Consider the following 14,736-nt stretch of genomic DNA (forward strand, 5'->3'; position numbering starts at 1 on the left):
ACCGGCCAAGGAGCCAGTCTTATGACTAGCGTACGCAAGTGGTTACCCAAATTCGCCATCGTGGCGACCTCGCTCATTACGTTGTCTACAGCCGTTTCAGCCGCCGATAAACCTAACATCCTCGTAATTTTTGGCGATGACGTTGGGCAGACCAACATCAGTGCTTATTCCCATGGAGTCGTGGGCTATAAGACGCCAAACATCGACCGGATTGCCAAAGAAGGCATGATGTTCACTGACTACTATGCGGAGAACAGTTGCACCGCCGGGCGTTCGACATTCATCACCGGTCAATCACCACTGCGTACCGGACTTTCCAAAGTTGGTATGCCGGGTGTTCCAGTCGGGCTGCAAGCAAGGGACGTCACGATCGCTCAAGCGCTGAAAGCAAAGGGTTATGCGACTGGACAATTTGGCAAGAACCATTTGGGCGACAAGGACGAATACCTTCCCACCAACCATGGCTTCGATGAGTTCTTCGGCAACCTCTACCACCTCAATGCCGAAGAAGAGCCCGAGCGCGAACTGTGGCCAAAAGACGATGCGGCCTTCGTCAAGGCTGCCTCTCCTCGTGGCGTAATCCACAGCTTTGCCGACGGCAAGATCGAAGATACCGGGCCGTTGAACAAAAAGCGTATGGAAACCATCGATGACGAGACCACTCAGGCCGCCATCAACTTCATGGACAAACAAGCGAAGGCCGATAAACCGTTTTTCGTCTGGATGAACACCACGCGTATGCACGCATTCACCCATGTGCGTGAGTCGATGAGGGGCCAAAGTGGCATGCCGGGCAATGAGTACGCTGACGGCATGCTGGAACACGATGGTGATGTAGGCAAGCTGCTTAAAGCAGTTGATGATCTGAAAATTGCCGACAACACGATCGTGGTCTACACCACTGACAACGGCCCGAACCAATGGTCTTGGCCGGACGCTGCAACGACTCCGTTCCGTAACGAGAAAAACTCTAACTGGGAGGGTGCATACCGCGTGCCGGCGATTGTGCGCTGGCCTGGAAAAATCAAGGCCGACACGGTTTCTACTCAGATGATGTCCGGCTTGGACTGGTTTCCGACATTGCTTGCCGCAACGGGCGATACCGATATCAAGGAACGCCTGCTGAAGGGGGCCGACGTCGGTGGAAAGAACTTCAAGGTTCATCTGGACGGCTACAACCAGCTTGATTTTCTGACCGGTAAAACTGACAAGAGCGCGCGGAACGACTTCTACTACTTCAGTGATGATGGTGATTTGGTAGCCATGCGTTACGACAACTGGAAGTTCGTCTTCTGTGAACAACGTGCACCGGGTGGATTCAAAGTATGGAGCGAACCTTTCACCTGCCTGCGCGTACCTAAAATTTTCAATCTGCGCATGGACCCTTACGAGCGCGCCGATGTTGTCTCCGATCAGTACTACGACTGGGTAGCGAAGAACGATTTCCTGATCTTTCAGGGCATCAGTAAAGCCGCAGCTTTCCTGCAGACCTTCGTAGATTATCCGCCAAGCCAACGCCCTGCCAGTTTCAGTATCGATCAGGTCAGGGCTGACGTAGACAAGAAAATCGAGGAGAAAATGAAACAGCAAAAATAATAAAAGCTGCCTTCCAAGCGTCCGCCTGATGGCGGACGTTTTGGTTTCTGGACCGAGTAGCTCAACTGATCATGGATTGAAGGAAGAAAAGCAGTGGAAAGAAAGACTTTAGTTGCCAGCTTTTTGTTATTCACGCCTGCGTTTGGAATGAGTTCCGTACTACTTGCGGCCGAGGGTGGCGTCGGGCGTCCGATTACGGGCCAACAGGTATTTTCCAACGCGGGGGTAGTGCCACCGGAACCTGGCTGGATCATGTCATTGACCAGCATCTGGTACGACGGTGATCTCAAGGGCAATAAGGGCGTGCCAATAGTCGGCAGAATTGGTGGGGATCTGGATATGAAAGTGTCCTATACCATCGCCAATTTCACCCATGTATGGGATACCGGCAAAGGTCGATGGAACTATGCATCGGCTATTGGCGTGCCGGTGCAATATACCGATGTAACCGTGGACATTACCCAGCCTCGGGGTCGCGTGCTGGGGGCAGAAGACACGGGAACACAGTTTGCCGATATTCTCGTGACACCCATCGCTGCCGGCTATCACTTCGACGCGCAAAACCACATCTCCTTTTCCCTTCCTGTTTATCTCCCGACGGGTGCCTATAACGATAATCGCTTGGCCAATCCTGGCCAGAATAATTACACGTTTATGCCCACCTTAGCCTTCACCCACCTCGACGGCTCGGGCGGCGAAATTACGCTGTCCTCCGGATTGGAGTTTTACACCGAAAACGATGCGACCGACTATCGCAATGGCAACATTTTCACCTTAGATGCACTCTGGACGCAGGGGTTTGGCAAAGGCTGGAGCGCAGGCATCGTCGGGGGGTATGTGCAGCAAGTTACCGACGACAAAGGCCAGACTGCTGAGTTATTCGGAGGCTATCGCGGTCGCGCCGTGGGAGCCGGCCCGGTGATCGGTTGGGCCGGTAAATTCAATGATGCCAGAGTGAATGTCAGTGCACGCTGGGTACCGGAGTTCGATACCAAAAATAGGCCGGAGGGCAACGGTTTCGCGGTCAATTTGACGCTGGCCTTCTTTTAAGCAAAGTTATTCTCGGCAACCGATTACGTGAAGAACGAGTCAGATTGAAAATGACTCAGTAACATTTATGTGTATCGACGGTCTGGATGTCAATGCCATTCCAAGTAAGAACCCGTCAATCCTGTAATTAAAGTCTATTACTACGTCCTCATCGGCCGAACTGGGGCGGTATTTTATAAGTCACCATGGGACGGCTAGCAAATTATAGCTTCTCTACTACTTCACACGTTGTAAAATCTAGCGCGCGTCGGCTGCCTGGAGCCGACTTGACAGTTAAAGGGGATCGCCGTGACGAAATCAGCCGATCAAGAACAGCTTCACCCTGCTCCTCTTTGACGGCAAAAGCGTTGCATATGCATCAAATGGAACAGGCACTGCCACCGTGCTTTTCAAGGTGGCGCTGATGTTCTTCATCTGCCTTTTGAAACTCACCCAGTGGCAGGATCACCGTAGCCACTGGCTTGTCCAACTGGCCACTGGAGTCCAGTTGCTGCCTGGCGACAAGCGCCAGTCGGGCCTGTTCGGCACTGTTGAAAAACAGCGCGGAACGGTATTTCGCCCCGACGTACGCACCCTGCCGGTCGATTGACGTGGGATAATGAAGCTTCCGCTCCCCAGAAACAGCCGGCAACCAATGTCGCCTGCTCTGACAGAACGTCGCCTGAAAAATCACTCATGCGCGGCCTCCTCACCCTTTAGATACTGCAGGTGCAAATGCAACTGGGCGATATGCTCCGGACCGATTCCACAGCATCCGCCGACAATGCTGGCCCCTGCGGCAACCCATGACTTCGACCAGTCCAGGTAGGACTCGGGGCCCAGGTCACGACGAATGTCCAACAAATCGCTATTGGCCTCGGCTTTGGCACTGACAGGGGGGAAAGCATTGGCATAAACCCCCAGTTCGACAGGATGATCCAGGTTTTCAATCACAGCGCGTGCCTCAATCAAAGCCGCGGCCATCACTTCCGGCTGGCTGCAATTGAAGAGCACCGCCTTGGCCCCCAGCCCAGCCGCCACGCGAACCGCATCGGCAACGGCCTCGTTTGAGCGTAATCGCGGCTCCCGCCCCTCTTCGTCCAACAGCGTGAATGACACCCAGAGTGGCGCGGGATCCGTTCCGAGGGCTTCGACCACCGCCCGTACTTCAGCAATGGAGCTTTGCGTTTCGGCCAGCCACACATCGACGTGCGCCTGCAATCCGGCAATCAGTTCGCGGTGGATCGCTACTGAACGCTGATGATCGAACAGATCCGGCCGGTAGGACCCCAACGCCGGCGGCAACGAACCGGCCACGGTGACCGCATCGGTACTTTCGCCGGCGGCCTGCCGCGCCAGCCGTCCGGCGCGCTCAGCCAGCGCTCTTCCCTGCTCGGCAAATCGCTCGTCGCCAATATGAAAAGGCACCACCGCATAGCTGTTGGTGGTGATGATCCGGGCGCCCGCTGTCACGAACGCCTGATGCGCCTGCAGCACATACTCGGGCGCTTCGATCAGTGCGAGGGCCGACCATTCCGGTTGACGGAACGGCGCGCCGATTCGCTTCAACTCGCGCCCCATGCCACCATCGAGTACACGTACGTTCGCTCTGGTCATTGGGCTGAACTCACTTGCTGCGCCTGCCCTGCAAACCACTGGTCAACAGTAGAAGGGTTGGCTTGAACCCAGGCCTTGGCGGCGACGTCTGCTGGCTGTTTTTCCTTTTCGATCTTCTGGATCAGTCCGTTCAACTGTGCCGGGTCGATGGCGAAATTGTGCAGAAACTCGGCAATTTTCGGTGCGCGCTTTTGCAGTGCGGTGGAAGCCAGGACGTACACCTTGGCATCCGGGAAGGCGCAGGTGATGTGGCTCTTGTTCAGCCAGTCAGGATCGACGGTCGGGCTGACAAATTTCCAGCAGCCATCCGCCTTGTAGAGAGGATCTTCTTTTTTGTTGTCCTGGGCGTAGCCATCGAACGCGGGTTCTTCCAGGCGACGCAGATCATAGGCCGAGAAAATCCAGTCAGGGGTGTAGGCGTAGAACACCACGCCGCGTTGCGCCTTGTAAGCCGAGGCCAGTTTGGCGTAGGTCACCGAGGCTTCCGTCGACACGGACTCGAATTTATCGGCGAAGCCGTAATCCTTGGCCTTGATCTGGCCGATATAGGTCGACTCCCAGCCCGCCGGCCCCACCAGCAGTTCGGCCTTGCCGCCGCCCACTGGTTCGAAGAGTTTGGCCACTTCCGGTTTTTTCAGGTCGTAGACCGATTTGACGCCGTACTTGTCTTGCAGATAACCGGGAATGTAGAAGCCTTGTTCGCCGGCATAAGGGTGAGCATTGGGCACCAGTGAGCGGGTGCCGCCGGTGACGTACTTGGCCCACGCCGCCGACTGATTGGGCAGCCAGATGTCCGTCAGCACATCCACAGAACCGTCGCCCTTGGCCGCCGCACTGAAAAGCACCGGCACGTCCCCGGCCAGATACGACACATCACCGTCCAGACGGGTTTTGATCACCTCACCCAAAATGTGTTGAATGGCGACGGCCCCCGTCCAGTTCTGCTCGCCAATGACAATTTTGTCCTTGGCCATCACGCTGGCCGGCACGATCAGGGAGGCCAGCACTGCTGCCGCACTCAAGTTACGCAATAGATGTTTTGCCACGATAAGTCTCACTGTTCAGTTATGCAGATGGTCTTGCTTGCGCAAGCTCGATTGAATGATTCGATCGGGGATCAATGCACACAGCACGATCGCCACGCCGGCCAGCACGCCCTCGCCGCCCTTGATATTGCGCAACGCCGTCATGACGTCGTAACCCAACCCTCCAGCGCCGATCAGGGCAGCAACCACCACCATCGACAAGCTCATGACAATGGTCTGATTGATCCCCAGCAACAGTGATCTTCGCGCCAGCGGCAGTTGCACCTTCACCAGGGTTTGCCAAGGGTTCGCACCATGGGCGATTGCCGCTTCCACGGCATCCTTCGGGACTTCCTGAATGCCCAGGGACGTCAGACGAATCATCGGTGCCAGGGCAAAAATCACCGTCGCAATGACTGCCGGAGTCTTGCCCACCGAGAAGAACGCCACAGCGGGAATCAGGTAGACAAAGGTCGGCAGGGTCTGCATGACATCCAGCAAGGGCGTGAGCAGCCTGCGGGCAAACGGCCGCTTCGCCAGCAAAATGCCGGTGGGTACGCCGATCACCAGTGCGATCAGCACCGACGAACCAACCAGCGCCAGGGTGGCAATTGTCCGCTCCCAAAACCCGAACAGGCCGATATACAACAACGCTGCGCTGCTGGTGAGCGCCAGGGCCAGGCCCGCCGAGCGCCAGGCCAGCAATACCAGCGCCAGCGCGCAAACCGGCCAGGGCAGCCAACCGAGCAGGGATTCGATTCCTTCAATGACCGTGCGAACCGCAACGATCACGCCGACAAAAGCGCTCTCGAACGTCACCTGTGACCAACCGATAAAGTCATCCACGCTCTGTGCAGTCAGTAACAGCGCCTGGCGGCTGGCCGGGAACTGCAAGAACGCCTGGGTGGTATCGGGCGTCAACACGCGCCAGATCACCAATGCCTGACTGACCAGCAGCACCGCCAGCGGCAACGCCCAACTCGAAACGGCGCGCCGCACCGGTTGACGGCTCAGCGAATACGCGGTGAAACGACTGGCCGCCAGCACGGCCAATCCCACCACGACCGATATCCAGGATGCGCTCGCAATGCCTTGCACCGCAGTGGCCAGGGCCGCGAGTTCTGCGGCGAACCCGAGCCAGAACAACCCGCCTCGGCCCCGCGCCGCCAGCGCTGCCGGCCCGAGCAACAGGGCTTGCCAGCCGCGCAAGCCCGGCTGAACCGGTTGCTCCTTCGGTGCCGTTTCGGGAACCTGACGTACCGCGCCACCGGCATCGTGCAATACCGGTGCGGCTGGAAGGCAATCGCGGAAAAAATCCGCGACCTCAGCATCGGCCGGCGTCTCGAGCAGCTGTTTCGGGGTGCCCGACTGCACCAGACGTCCCTGGCGCAATACCGCTATCCGATCAGCGAGACGGACCGCTTCGGCAGGATCGTGGGTGACCAGCAACGTGGTGATCCCGCGCTCGCGTACCAAGGACAGAAAATGCCTTTGCAGGTCTCGCCGGATGGTCGGATCCAGTGCGCTGAAAGGCTCGTCCATCAGGAGAATATCCGGATCAGTCACCAATGCCCGCGCAAGACCGACCCTTTGCTGCATACCGCCGGACAACTCGTGGGGATAATGCTCGCCCCATCCCTCAAGGCCCATCGCCTGTAACTGTCGGGTGGCCGCTGCGTGCCGGACGGCCTCGGATTCGCCGCGCAACTCCAGAGGCAGCGCAACGTTGTCCAGCACCGTGCGATGGGGCAAAAGACCAAAATGCTGGAACACCATGCCGATTCGCCGCGAGCGCAAATCCCGCAACGCTTTGTGGCTCAGGCCGCTGATAGCCTGACCTTCAATCAAGACCTCACCGCTGGTGGGTTCGATCAAACGATTGATATGGCGAAGCAAGGTCGATTTGCCGCTGCCGGAGGTGCCCATCAGGCACAGCACTTCGCCGCGCCGGACCTTCAAGCTGACGTGGTTGACAGCCGGCAACGGCGATCCGCCCTTGCGCAGATAAGCTTTAGTGACGCCTCGCAGTTCGAGGACAACATCGCCCTCCTCGGCGCTATCGTCGATGGGTGGGGCCAATCGTTCAGGCAAGTCGACCTGTACCGTTGCCAAAGAGGTTTGAATAAGTGTCACGAGGGCTCCGGGCAACAAACCGCTGACGGCCAGATATGTGGCCGTTCAGGGTAGAAAAAATGGACAGGAGCCTCAGGCAATGACCGCGGACAGGGTTGGCCTGAGGCAAAAAAACGCCGCAAGCGAGGCGCTGCACGTTTCTTTTGTTAAAAGCTAAACGATCTTAAAAAGATTAAATAAATATCTTTTTGGAATGAGCTTAGGCCTTCCCGCCCGGTTCCCGGAGGTGCTTTTCAAAGCGATGTGGTTTGTTGCGTGCCGACCGCCGGACGTGCTGCACAGCGACAACGATCCTGTATCGCAGGTCCCGCGTGGTTCATCTGCGGTCCAATCGGGATACGAGGATTTTTCTCGCAAGCATTGGCCATTCGGATGGCCGGGCTTCGCAGATTGACTGACGGTTGGCTGCTTCAGGGAACTGCCGGTGCCAGGCATCGTCCGAGCTTAAGCGTTTAAGCAAACTGCTCGCCACGAGGTTTCCGTTTGAAAGCTGCCATCGTCAAAAAATACCGCCTGATCATCAAGACCCTGGGCTACGTGGGCTGGTCTCTGTTCTGGTTGCTGCTGTGGGACATCGCCGTCACCGTCGACTTCATGCTGTTCCTCAACGCCAAGCTGAACCTGCCGCTGATGCCGCTGACCTTGCTGGGTTCGGCGTTGATCGTATTGATCAGTTTTCGCAACAGCAGCGCCTACAACCGCTGGTGGGAAGCGCGGACGTTGTGGGGGGCGATGATCAACAACTCCCGCAGCTTCGCCCGGCAGGTGCTGACGCTGCTGGACGACGCCGGCGGCGAGGTGAATCCGGTCAAATCCACTCTGCTGCGCCGCCACGTCGCGTATGTGAACTGCCTCGCCGCGCATCTGCAAGGCCAGCCTTGTCCTGACGAGGTGCGGGCGTTTATTCCCGCCGAAGAGTTCGCCCGCAGTGGCACGACCAATAACTTTGCCAACGATATTCTCACCGGCTCCGCGACTTTGCTCGCCAAGGAATACAAGGCCGGGCATCTGGACAGTATTCGCCTGGCGCGGCTTGAGTCGACGCTGGTCGACCTGTCCAACAGTCAGGGCGGCATGGAGCGGATCGCCAATACCCCGCTGCCCTACCCTTACGTCTATTTTCCGCGGCTGTTTATTTCGCTCTTCTGCCTGATCGTGCCGGTGGGACTGGTCGAATCCCTGGGCTGGTTCACGCCGCTGGCGTCGACCGTGGTGGGATTCATGCTGCTGGCCATCGAACGCATCGGCACCGATCTGCAAAGCCCGTTTCGCCACAGCGAACACCAGATTCAAATGGAAGCACTGTGCGAAACCATTGAAAAGAACTTGCAGTCGATGCAACGTGATTCGTTGGGTGATGTGCGCAGGCTTGAAGAGCACGCGTGAGGCGCTGCTTTAGCAGTAGCGCGATAGCGGGTCTCCCCTTTTCTTTATCAGGTGCAGAGCGACTATTGATGAGACGAGCGGATTAACTGACCAGTGTGCGCTCCAGGCCAGCCTTGGTGTTTCAGTTCGCGATCCTCGGCGACTTCTCTTCATCGTCGTAAGGGCGGCGAAGAAATTCGCGGACCAGGGCGGCAGTTCGTCCAGCGCTGGTCACCACAAAGAAATGTCCCTCGCCCTCCAGAAGGCGAAGTTCTGAATGTCGGATTGTGCGGCGCAGGATATGGCCGTTGTACGCCTGTATTAACGGATCGCGGTCGCCGGCAAGAATCAGCGTGCGTTGAAGCATCCGGGACAAGCGAAGCAGGCTTGTCCATCCGATCAAGGCTGCGAGCTGGAAATAGTAGGTTTGCGGATTAACAGAGAGCATGCCTTTCATCACACCGAACCGCAGCAGCGTCTGAACTGAATGGCCGGATCTTTCTTGCTTGTGCGGGATGGGAGGTAAGGGGTCAACCCAAAGCCGTGTCGAGAAACATCATGACCCCGAAACCGAGCATCAACCCCAAGGTTGCAGGTGTCTCATGACCGTTGCGATGGGTCTCGGGAATGACCTCATGGGACACCACAAAAATCATCGCGCCCGCCGCCAGACCGAGCGCTATGGGATATCCCAATGCGAAGCTGCTCGAAATCCCCAAGCCGACGATGGCGCCTATGGGCTCCATCAACCCTGAGCCCACCGCAATAAGCGCAGCGCGAAGCGCTGAAATCCCGGTCACGCGTAACGCAAGGGCCACAGCCAGGCCTTCGGGAATGTCTTGAATGGCGATGGCAGTGGTTAGCGGCAATCCCACCTTCATGTCGCCATTGGCAAAGCTCACTCCAATGGCCATCCCCTCCGGCAGGTTATGCAGCGTGATTGCCAGAACAAACAGCCATACGCGATTGATGCGCTGCACCTCGGGCCCACGGCGACCGCTTTTCTCATGTTCGTGAGGCACGAAGCGATCCAGACCGATCATCAGCGCTACCCCCAATCCCAATCCTGCAACGACGACACAGGCTGCGAGCAGCTGGTTACCGCAGAGCTCCTGGGCGGCTTCGATACCCGGAAGAATGAGCGAAAACGAACTGGCGGCCAGCATCATCCCGGCAGCGAAGCCCAGCATGATGTCCTGCGTTCTGGCGGCGATATCACGTAACGCGATCGCTGCCACCGCACCTATGGCCGTCGCAGCGAAGCCTGACATGCCGCCGAGAAATGCAAAGTGCAGATTTTGTTTGTTGGCGCCGACGAAGGCACCATACCCGCTGATCAGCAAGTAAAGCGTCACGCCAATCAGAATTGACCAGAAGGCTAGCCCGCCCCATCCGGATTTTGAGAACCGAACAAACCGTGAGCGAAGTGTTGCGCCATATGAGGTCAACGGCTCGGACATCGCACCCTCCTGTTGTCTTGAGATGAAAAAACCGCACGCCCTTTGGCGTGCGGTCACGTCGTTAAGGTTGTGGTTCGCCTTTCACACCCGCCCCCAGGTCCGCACCCGTGATCGGATTGCTGTCTGGGTCGGACATCGCCCTGGCTTCGTCGGCAATAGACATGAGCTGAATGACCTCAGTGATAATCCTTACCGACGACCGCACGCAGATAGGCCGCATCTGCCTCCCTTCTCAGGTCACGCCATTCGGAATCGGTCAACATACCCAACCGATGCATCTCATCAGACTGGCGCAATAGTTCCTCGTGATAGGCATCGGGACACTCCATGCGTAACGCTCGGTTCTCCAATGCACGATGCCAGGCATCCAGGGCTTTCAATCTGGATTCCTGCTCAAGCGTCAGTTGATTCTTGAAAGCATTCATTTCACCCACCCCGTACATTTCCCGGTTGAGCAACAGTTTTCGAATTAGGTTCAAAAGGTCTGACGAAGCACAGCCTTTCGGTAATCTCGATGGAACGTTGCGCCAGGCCCCGTCCTCTATCGCAACACCAGCGAATCTGAGGATTTCATCATGATCGACCCAGCAACCGGTATGAAGGCAGGCGAGCGCTACACCATAGACAGTCTCGAACGCACGCGACATTTCCCGGGTTTCTTCCTCGACGGAAAATATTATCTTGGCCCGGAATTGATGACGGCCATAGGTTGGCTGGAAGGAAAGCAGTTTTATTACGATGAACTTGATCCCACGGGTGAGCCGGTGTTTCCCGATCGACTCGCCGGGACTGTCGAGGACCTCACCCTGACTCTCGCGGACGGTGCGCGTTTGCCCTTGAACGAAATGCCGTACAGGGCAGATGTCGACTCCCCTGCCAGTCCAAGCAGTCTTAATCCATCGCCATCACGGAATCGACCTGCTCCGGCAAGCGATCAACTCGGAGTCGAGGGCGTCCGGATGTCAGGTAAACATCCGTATCCAATCCTCCTGGCGGCAGGCGCTGCGTTAATGCTGGGAATACTGCTTGGAGTCAAACAAGCCAATCGCCTTCCTGCCCGAAAACCTAGATAGCCGTCCTTGCTGAATTTTTGGAGAAGTGCTCTTTGAACGGTCGGAGACAGGAATGCATCCAGTGACACCAGACGGTCGCTACTTTGTTGTCAAAGGCCAGCTATGGCGATGTTCCAACCCGTCTTTGGATGAAGATGTGCGCCAGCGTCTTGTCGATGCGCTTATGGCCGCTCGACGAGAGGTCAAGAACGCTAAGAGTGCGCAAGACGGGTCGCAACTCAAGCGCGCTCGGGAAAAGGTACAAATGGCCAAAGTGGCCCTCGGGGAACGGGGGCCTGTCTGGTGGGCTGATGGAAGCCCTGACTTCAACCGGCGGCTGGTCGTCAACTCCCCTTATGCCGAATGGTTCAGCTCGCTCCAAGAGCCTGATTAACTCTCGGCGTAAGGTGCGATTCGGATGATGTTCCAGTGTTGCTCATAATCGACGAACCGAGGCATTGGATGCACCCAATACAACCGCTGGCCCTCTGGCATTTGTACGACGTAGCCAAGTTAACGCTGCGGTGGCTTGGCATAAGGTGCCCAGCCCTTGACTCAACGCATGCTTAGAGAATTCTCGTCATCAGCGACGTGCAGTCCTTCCGCGAGTTACAACTGACCAGCATCGCGCGCAGCAACGGCAACGGTGGTCGGTGAATCGGAAAGCTTGACGAAGCGCCGAGTTGCACCATCCAGCGCATCGATGCAGCCCGCCTCGATGTCATAGACCCAGCCATGCAAATTCAAGCGTCCTTGCTCAAGCGCAAGCGCCACCGATGGATGGGTGCGCAGGTTCGCCAGTTGTGCGATCACGTTTTCACGAACGAGGCCATCGAGCTTGTCGCGTGGCGTATCGAACTCATGCGCCGCGTTGATCGCTTTCGCGGCGTCCGAGTGCCGAAGCCAGTTGGCAACTGCCGGAAGATGATCCAGACACGTGCAGCGTGAAATCGCGCCCATCGCTCCGCAATCCGAGTGGCCGCAGATCACAATGTCCCGTACCCCGAGCACTGCAACCGCATATTCGACGGTAGCCGAAACACCACCCGGTTCAGGACCATATGACGGCACAATGTTGCCGGCGTTGCGGATCACGAACAGCTCACCCGGCTCACGCTGTGTGAGCAGTTCTGGCACTACACGACTGTCCGAGCATGTGACAAACAACGCCTTTGGGTTTTGCTCTGTCGCGAGCTGCCTGAAAAGCTCGACGCGTTGTGGATACACCTCGCGCTGAAACCGCAGAAAGCCATCAATAATGTCACGCATAAAGTCCTCCAAAGCCTGATTCCGGATGCCGAGACGAGCACTCGATGCCTTCGCGCCTCAGTGGGGCGTCATTATCGCAGACGTTGCAGGCGAGTGCGCGACCTCACACCGCTCAAGCTTCGTTTCAAACCTGTCAGGACCAAAACCCTCTGTGCGGTTCAGCGGCCTCCCCCTCCAACATCGGCCCCAGCACGCTGACCTTGCGTTGCCCCTTGGCGAACACTTCGCGGCACGGCAGCGAGAACGTCGGGTTCTCAGGGTGGTCCCCCGTCAAACCCAGCAAGGCATGCTCCGACAAGGCATAGACCACCCGCCCGATCCCCGTCCAATACACGGCGCCGGCGCACATGCAGCAAGGTTCGGCGCTGGTGTAGAGCGTGCACAGTTCCAACTCCTGCGGCGACAGCAGTTTTGCCGCTGCCGCCGCTGCCACCAACTCAGCGTGCTGCGTCGGATCACCTTCCGGGGGCATCGAGTTGTTCCCCGCTTCGACAATCACCTTGCCGTTGCGGTCGGCCACCAATGCCGCGAACGGATGGCGACCGCGTTGCTTCGATGCCTCGGACAAGGCGATGGTCTGGCGCAGTAGTTTCAGATCAAGCGCGCTGATGCCAGCCGGGATGAGTTCAGTCAATTGATTCATGGGTAACTCCAGGGCAGTGGAAAACAAAAGTCAGTCGGCCAGTTCAGCCGATGTAGCGCCGATGGTTTCGGTCGATTTTTTTTCATCGTTGAGCAGAACGTTGAGGACGATGGCGGTGATCGCTCCGAGGAAAATTCCACTGTCGAGCACCAGTTTCAGGGTCGGGCCGACGTGTTCGAACAGCGCCGGAAAGGACATCGGCAGCACCCCGACACTCACCGACACGGCGACGATAATGCCGTTGCGCGTACCCTCGAATTGCACCCGTGACAGTTCCTGAATTCCCGCCACCGTGGTCATGCCGAACATCACAATCGCGCAGCCACCGAGCACCGGCGTCGGCACCGCGGCGATCAACGCGCCGAGTTTCGGGAACAGGCCCATCAGCACCATGATTGCCCCGGCAGCGGCCACGACGAAGCGGCTTTTCACGTTGGAAAGCGCAATCAAACCGGTGTTCTGGGTGAAGGCGTTGTAAGGAAAGCTGTTGAACAAACCACCGAGCATGGTCGACAAGCCGTCGGCGCGAAATGCGTTGCCGAGGGTGTGTTGCGTGGTCGGTTTTCCGGTCAATTTGCCGATCGCCAGGCAGTTGCCGGTGGTCTCGGCCATAATCACCAGCATCGCCAGGGTCATGATCAGAATCGGCACCGGCGCGAACTCCGGCGCGCCGAACGCCATCGGCGCACTCAGCTCAAACCACGCCGCTTCGCTGACCCGATTGAAGTGAGTCATGCCGCAAGCCACTGCGATCAGGCTGCCGACAAACAGGCCAATCAGCACGCTGAGGTTGCCGATGAAGCCTTTGAATTTGGCGTAGATCACCAGCGTCACACTGACCGTGGCCAAACCGAGTAACAGGTTGGCGGGATTGCCAAAATCTGCCGCATCGGGATTGCCGCCGCCCAGCCAGATCGCCGCCGCCGGCATCAGCGAGATGCCGATAATGGTGATCAGGCTGCCAATCACCACCGGCGGAAAAAACCGCAGCAAGCGGCTGAACACCGGTGCCAGCGCAATGGTGAGAAAACCCGCCGCGATCACCGCGCCGAAAATCTGACTGAGGCCAAACTCCTTGCCGATCATGATCATCGGCGCCAGGGCAATGAACGAACAGCCCTGAATCAGCGGCAGGCGGGCGCCGAACTTCCAGAAACCGAGGGTTTGAATCAGCGTCGCCACACCAGAGGTCAACAGGTTCGCGTTGATCAGCAACACCACCTGTGCCGAGGTCAGCCCCATCGCACTGCCAAGAATCAGCGGCACCGCCACCGCTCCCGCGTACATCACCAGAACATGCTGCAAGCCAAACGTGAACAACTGGCGCAGTGGCAAAACCTCGTCCACCGGATGAATGCGTTGTGTGGTCATTTCACACGCTCCTGAAAGTGCGGCATCTGTTGAGATAGCGGGCATGCTCGGGGCGTTTGAAAGGAGGATCCGCCCCGGAGATCGTTTTGACGCGGGGCCATATTTGAACGTTTATTGCGATGAAACAAATTAGCAACCATCGCTTTTTCCGATGGCACGAATCTGGCATCTGCTAG

The 14,736-nt window shown here is 57.6% G+C and carries 14 protein-coding genes and 1 pseudogene; 5 read left to right on the forward strand and 10 right to left on the reverse strand.

Translation table 11 applies throughout. The annotated features are described in order from the left end of the window. Positions 1–21: 21 nt before the first annotated feature. Together GQX66_RS23530 and GQX66_RS23535 are read left to right on the forward strand one after the other, a co-directional pair. Positions 22–1,596: an arylsulfatase gene (locus tag GQX66_RS23530; protein WP_085745665.1), complete on the forward strand. Its 1,575-nt coding sequence runs from the start codon at positions 22–24 to the stop codon at positions 1,594–1,596. Between the two features lie 147 nt (positions 1,597–1,743). Beyond that, entirely contained in the window at positions 1,744–2,646 is a 903-nt protein-coding gene (locus GQX66_RS23535; RefSeq protein WP_240871908.1) for a transporter, read from the forward strand. Positions 2,647–3,004: 358 nt separating this feature from the next. Here the strand turns inward: GQX66_RS23535 and GQX66_RS23540 are convergent, their stop codons facing one another. The 4 genes from GQX66_RS23540 to GQX66_RS23555 all read right to left on the reverse strand — a co-directional run bounded on the left by GQX66_RS23540 (position 3,005) and on the right by GQX66_RS23555 (position 7,358). Continuing rightward, positions 3,005–3,319, reverse strand: a complete 315-nt coding sequence (locus GQX66_RS23540) for a peptide-methionine (S)-S-oxide reductase (protein ID WP_240871794.1) — start codon at positions 3,317–3,319, stop codon at positions 3,005–3,007. Further along, entirely contained in the window at positions 3,316–4,242 is a 927-nt protein-coding gene (locus GQX66_RS23545) for a homocysteine S-methyltransferase family protein (RefSeq protein ID WP_240871795.1), read from the reverse strand. The genes GQX66_RS23540 and GQX66_RS23545 overlap by 4 nt, the downstream gene beginning before the upstream one ends. Next, positions 4,239–5,216 (reverse strand): glycine betaine ABC transporter substrate-binding protein, encoded by a 978-nt coding sequence (locus GQX66_RS23550; RefSeq protein WP_240871909.1) that lies wholly within the window; start codon positions 5,214–5,216, stop codon positions 4,239–4,241. Before GQX66_RS23550 ends, GQX66_RS23545 begins: the two co-directional genes overlap by 4 nt. Positions 5,217–5,303: 87 nt before the next feature. Continuing rightward, the gene (locus tag GQX66_RS23555) at positions 5,304–7,358 is read right to left on the reverse strand and encodes an ATP-binding cassette domain-containing protein (protein WP_240871910.1); all 2,055 of its coding nucleotides are present in this window, start codon (positions 7,356–7,358) and stop codon (positions 5,304–5,306) included. 525 nt (positions 7,359–7,883) lie between these two features. Between GQX66_RS23555 and GQX66_RS23560 the strand changes: the two genes are divergently transcribed. Next, positions 7,884–8,786 carry a bestrophin family ion channel gene (locus GQX66_RS23560; protein ID WP_039768508.1) on the forward strand — a complete coding sequence of 301 codons (903 nt, stop codon included), beginning with the start codon at positions 7,884–7,886 and terminating at the stop codon, positions 8,784–8,786. Positions 8,787–8,907: 121 nt separating this feature from the next. Here the strand turns inward: GQX66_RS23560 and GQX66_RS23565 are convergent, their stop codons facing one another. The 3 genes from GQX66_RS23565 to GQX66_RS23575 form a co-directional block, all read right to left on the reverse strand. Continuing rightward, a complete protein-coding gene (locus GQX66_RS23565) occupies positions 8,908–9,222 on the reverse strand; it encodes an alpha/beta hydrolase (protein WP_240871797.1) in 315 nt (104 codons plus the stop codon). Positions 9,223–9,295: 73 nt separating this feature from the next. Further along, on the reverse strand, positions 9,296–10,225 hold the full coding sequence (locus GQX66_RS23570) for a ZIP family metal transporter (RefSeq protein ID WP_127798171.1): 930 nt from the start codon (positions 10,223–10,225) through the stop codon (positions 9,296–9,298). A gap of 176 nt (positions 10,226–10,401) precedes the next feature. Beyond that, positions 10,402–10,650: a hypothetical protein gene (locus tag GQX66_RS23575; RefSeq protein ID WP_240871798.1), complete on the reverse strand. Its 249-nt coding sequence runs from the start codon at positions 10,648–10,650 to the stop codon at positions 10,402–10,404. A gap of 150 nt (positions 10,651–10,800) precedes the next feature. On the opposite strand from GQX66_RS23575, the pseudogene GQX66_RS23580 reads away from it, so the two are divergent. Together GQX66_RS23580 and GQX66_RS23585 are read left to right on the forward strand one after the other, a co-directional pair. Further along, positions 10,801–11,076 (forward strand): annotated as a pseudogene (locus GQX66_RS23580) (short chain dehydrogenase); the annotation flags it as partial. Between the two features lie 274 nt (positions 11,077–11,350). Beyond that, entirely contained in the window at positions 11,351–11,671 is a 321-nt protein-coding gene (locus GQX66_RS23585) for a hypothetical protein (RefSeq protein WP_129974205.1), read from the forward strand. Positions 11,672–11,886: 215 nt separating this feature from the next. Here the strand turns inward: GQX66_RS23585 and GQX66_RS23590 are convergent, their stop codons facing one another. The 3 genes from GQX66_RS23590 to GQX66_RS23600 form a co-directional block, all read right to left on the reverse strand. Then, complete coding sequence (locus GQX66_RS23590) at positions 11,887–12,546, reverse strand: carbonic anhydrase (RefSeq protein ID WP_085745657.1); 660 nt, start codon at positions 12,544–12,546, stop codon at positions 11,887–11,889. Positions 12,547–12,679: 133 nt separating this feature from the next. After that, on the reverse strand, positions 12,680–13,189 hold the full coding sequence (locus tag GQX66_RS23595) for a nucleoside deaminase (RefSeq protein WP_102716819.1): 510 nt from the start codon (positions 13,187–13,189) through the stop codon (positions 12,680–12,682). Between the two features lie 30 nt (positions 13,190–13,219). Further along, a complete protein-coding gene (locus GQX66_RS23600; RefSeq protein ID WP_240871800.1) occupies positions 13,220–14,560 on the reverse strand; it encodes a nucleobase:cation symporter-2 family protein in 1,341 nt (446 codons plus the stop codon). Positions 14,561–14,736 lie beyond the last annotated feature (176 nt).

It is taken from the genome of Pseudomonas sp. B707 (genome assembly GCF_022496685.1).
Lineage (GTDB): Bacteria > Pseudomonadota > Gammaproteobacteria > Pseudomonadales > Pseudomonadaceae > Aquipseudomonas > Aquipseudomonas paraglycinae.

What these genes read in the sequence shown, in the direction of transcription:
- GQX66_RS23530 (WP_085745665.1), top strand. Translation starts at nt 22, where the DNA reads ATGACTAGCGTACGCAAGTGGTTACCCAAATTCGCCATCGTGGCGACC.
- GQX66_RS23535 (WP_240871908.1), top strand. Translation starts at nt 1,744, where the DNA reads ATGAGTTCCGTACTACTTGCGGCCGAGGGTGGCGTCGGGCGTCCGATT.
- GQX66_RS23545 (WP_240871795.1), bottom strand. Translation starts at nt 4,242, where the DNA reads ATGACCAGAGCGAACGTACGTGTACTCGATGGTGGCATGGGGCGCGAG.
- GQX66_RS23550 (WP_240871909.1), bottom strand. Translation starts at nt 5,216, where the DNA reads ATGGCCAAGGACAAAATTGTCATTGGCGAGCAGAACTGGACGGGGGCC.
- GQX66_RS23565 (WP_240871797.1), bottom strand. Translation starts at nt 9,222, where the DNA reads ATGAAAGGCATGCTCTCTGTTAATCCGCAAACCTACTATTTCCAGCTC.
- GQX66_RS23570 (WP_127798171.1), bottom strand. Translation starts at nt 10,225, where the DNA reads ATGTCCGAGCCGTTGACCTCATATGGCGCAACACTTCGCTCACGGTTT.
- GQX66_RS23575 (WP_240871798.1), bottom strand. Translation starts at nt 10,650, where the DNA reads ATGAATGCTTTCAAGAATCAACTGACGCTTGAGCAGGAATCCAGATTG.
- GQX66_RS23585 (WP_129974205.1), top strand. Translation starts at nt 11,351, where the DNA reads ATGCATCCAGTGACACCAGACGGTCGCTACTTTGTTGTCAAAGGCCAG.
- GQX66_RS23590 (WP_085745657.1), bottom strand. Translation starts at nt 12,546, where the DNA reads ATGCGTGACATTATTGATGGCTTTCTGCGGTTTCAGCGCGAGGTGTAT.
- GQX66_RS23595 (WP_102716819.1), bottom strand. Translation starts at nt 13,189, where the DNA reads ATGAATCAATTGACTGAACTCATCCCGGCTGGCATCAGCGCGCTTGAT.
- GQX66_RS23600 (WP_240871800.1), bottom strand. Translation starts at nt 14,560, where the DNA reads ATGACCACACAACGCATTCATCCGGTGGACGAGGTTTTGCCACTGCGC.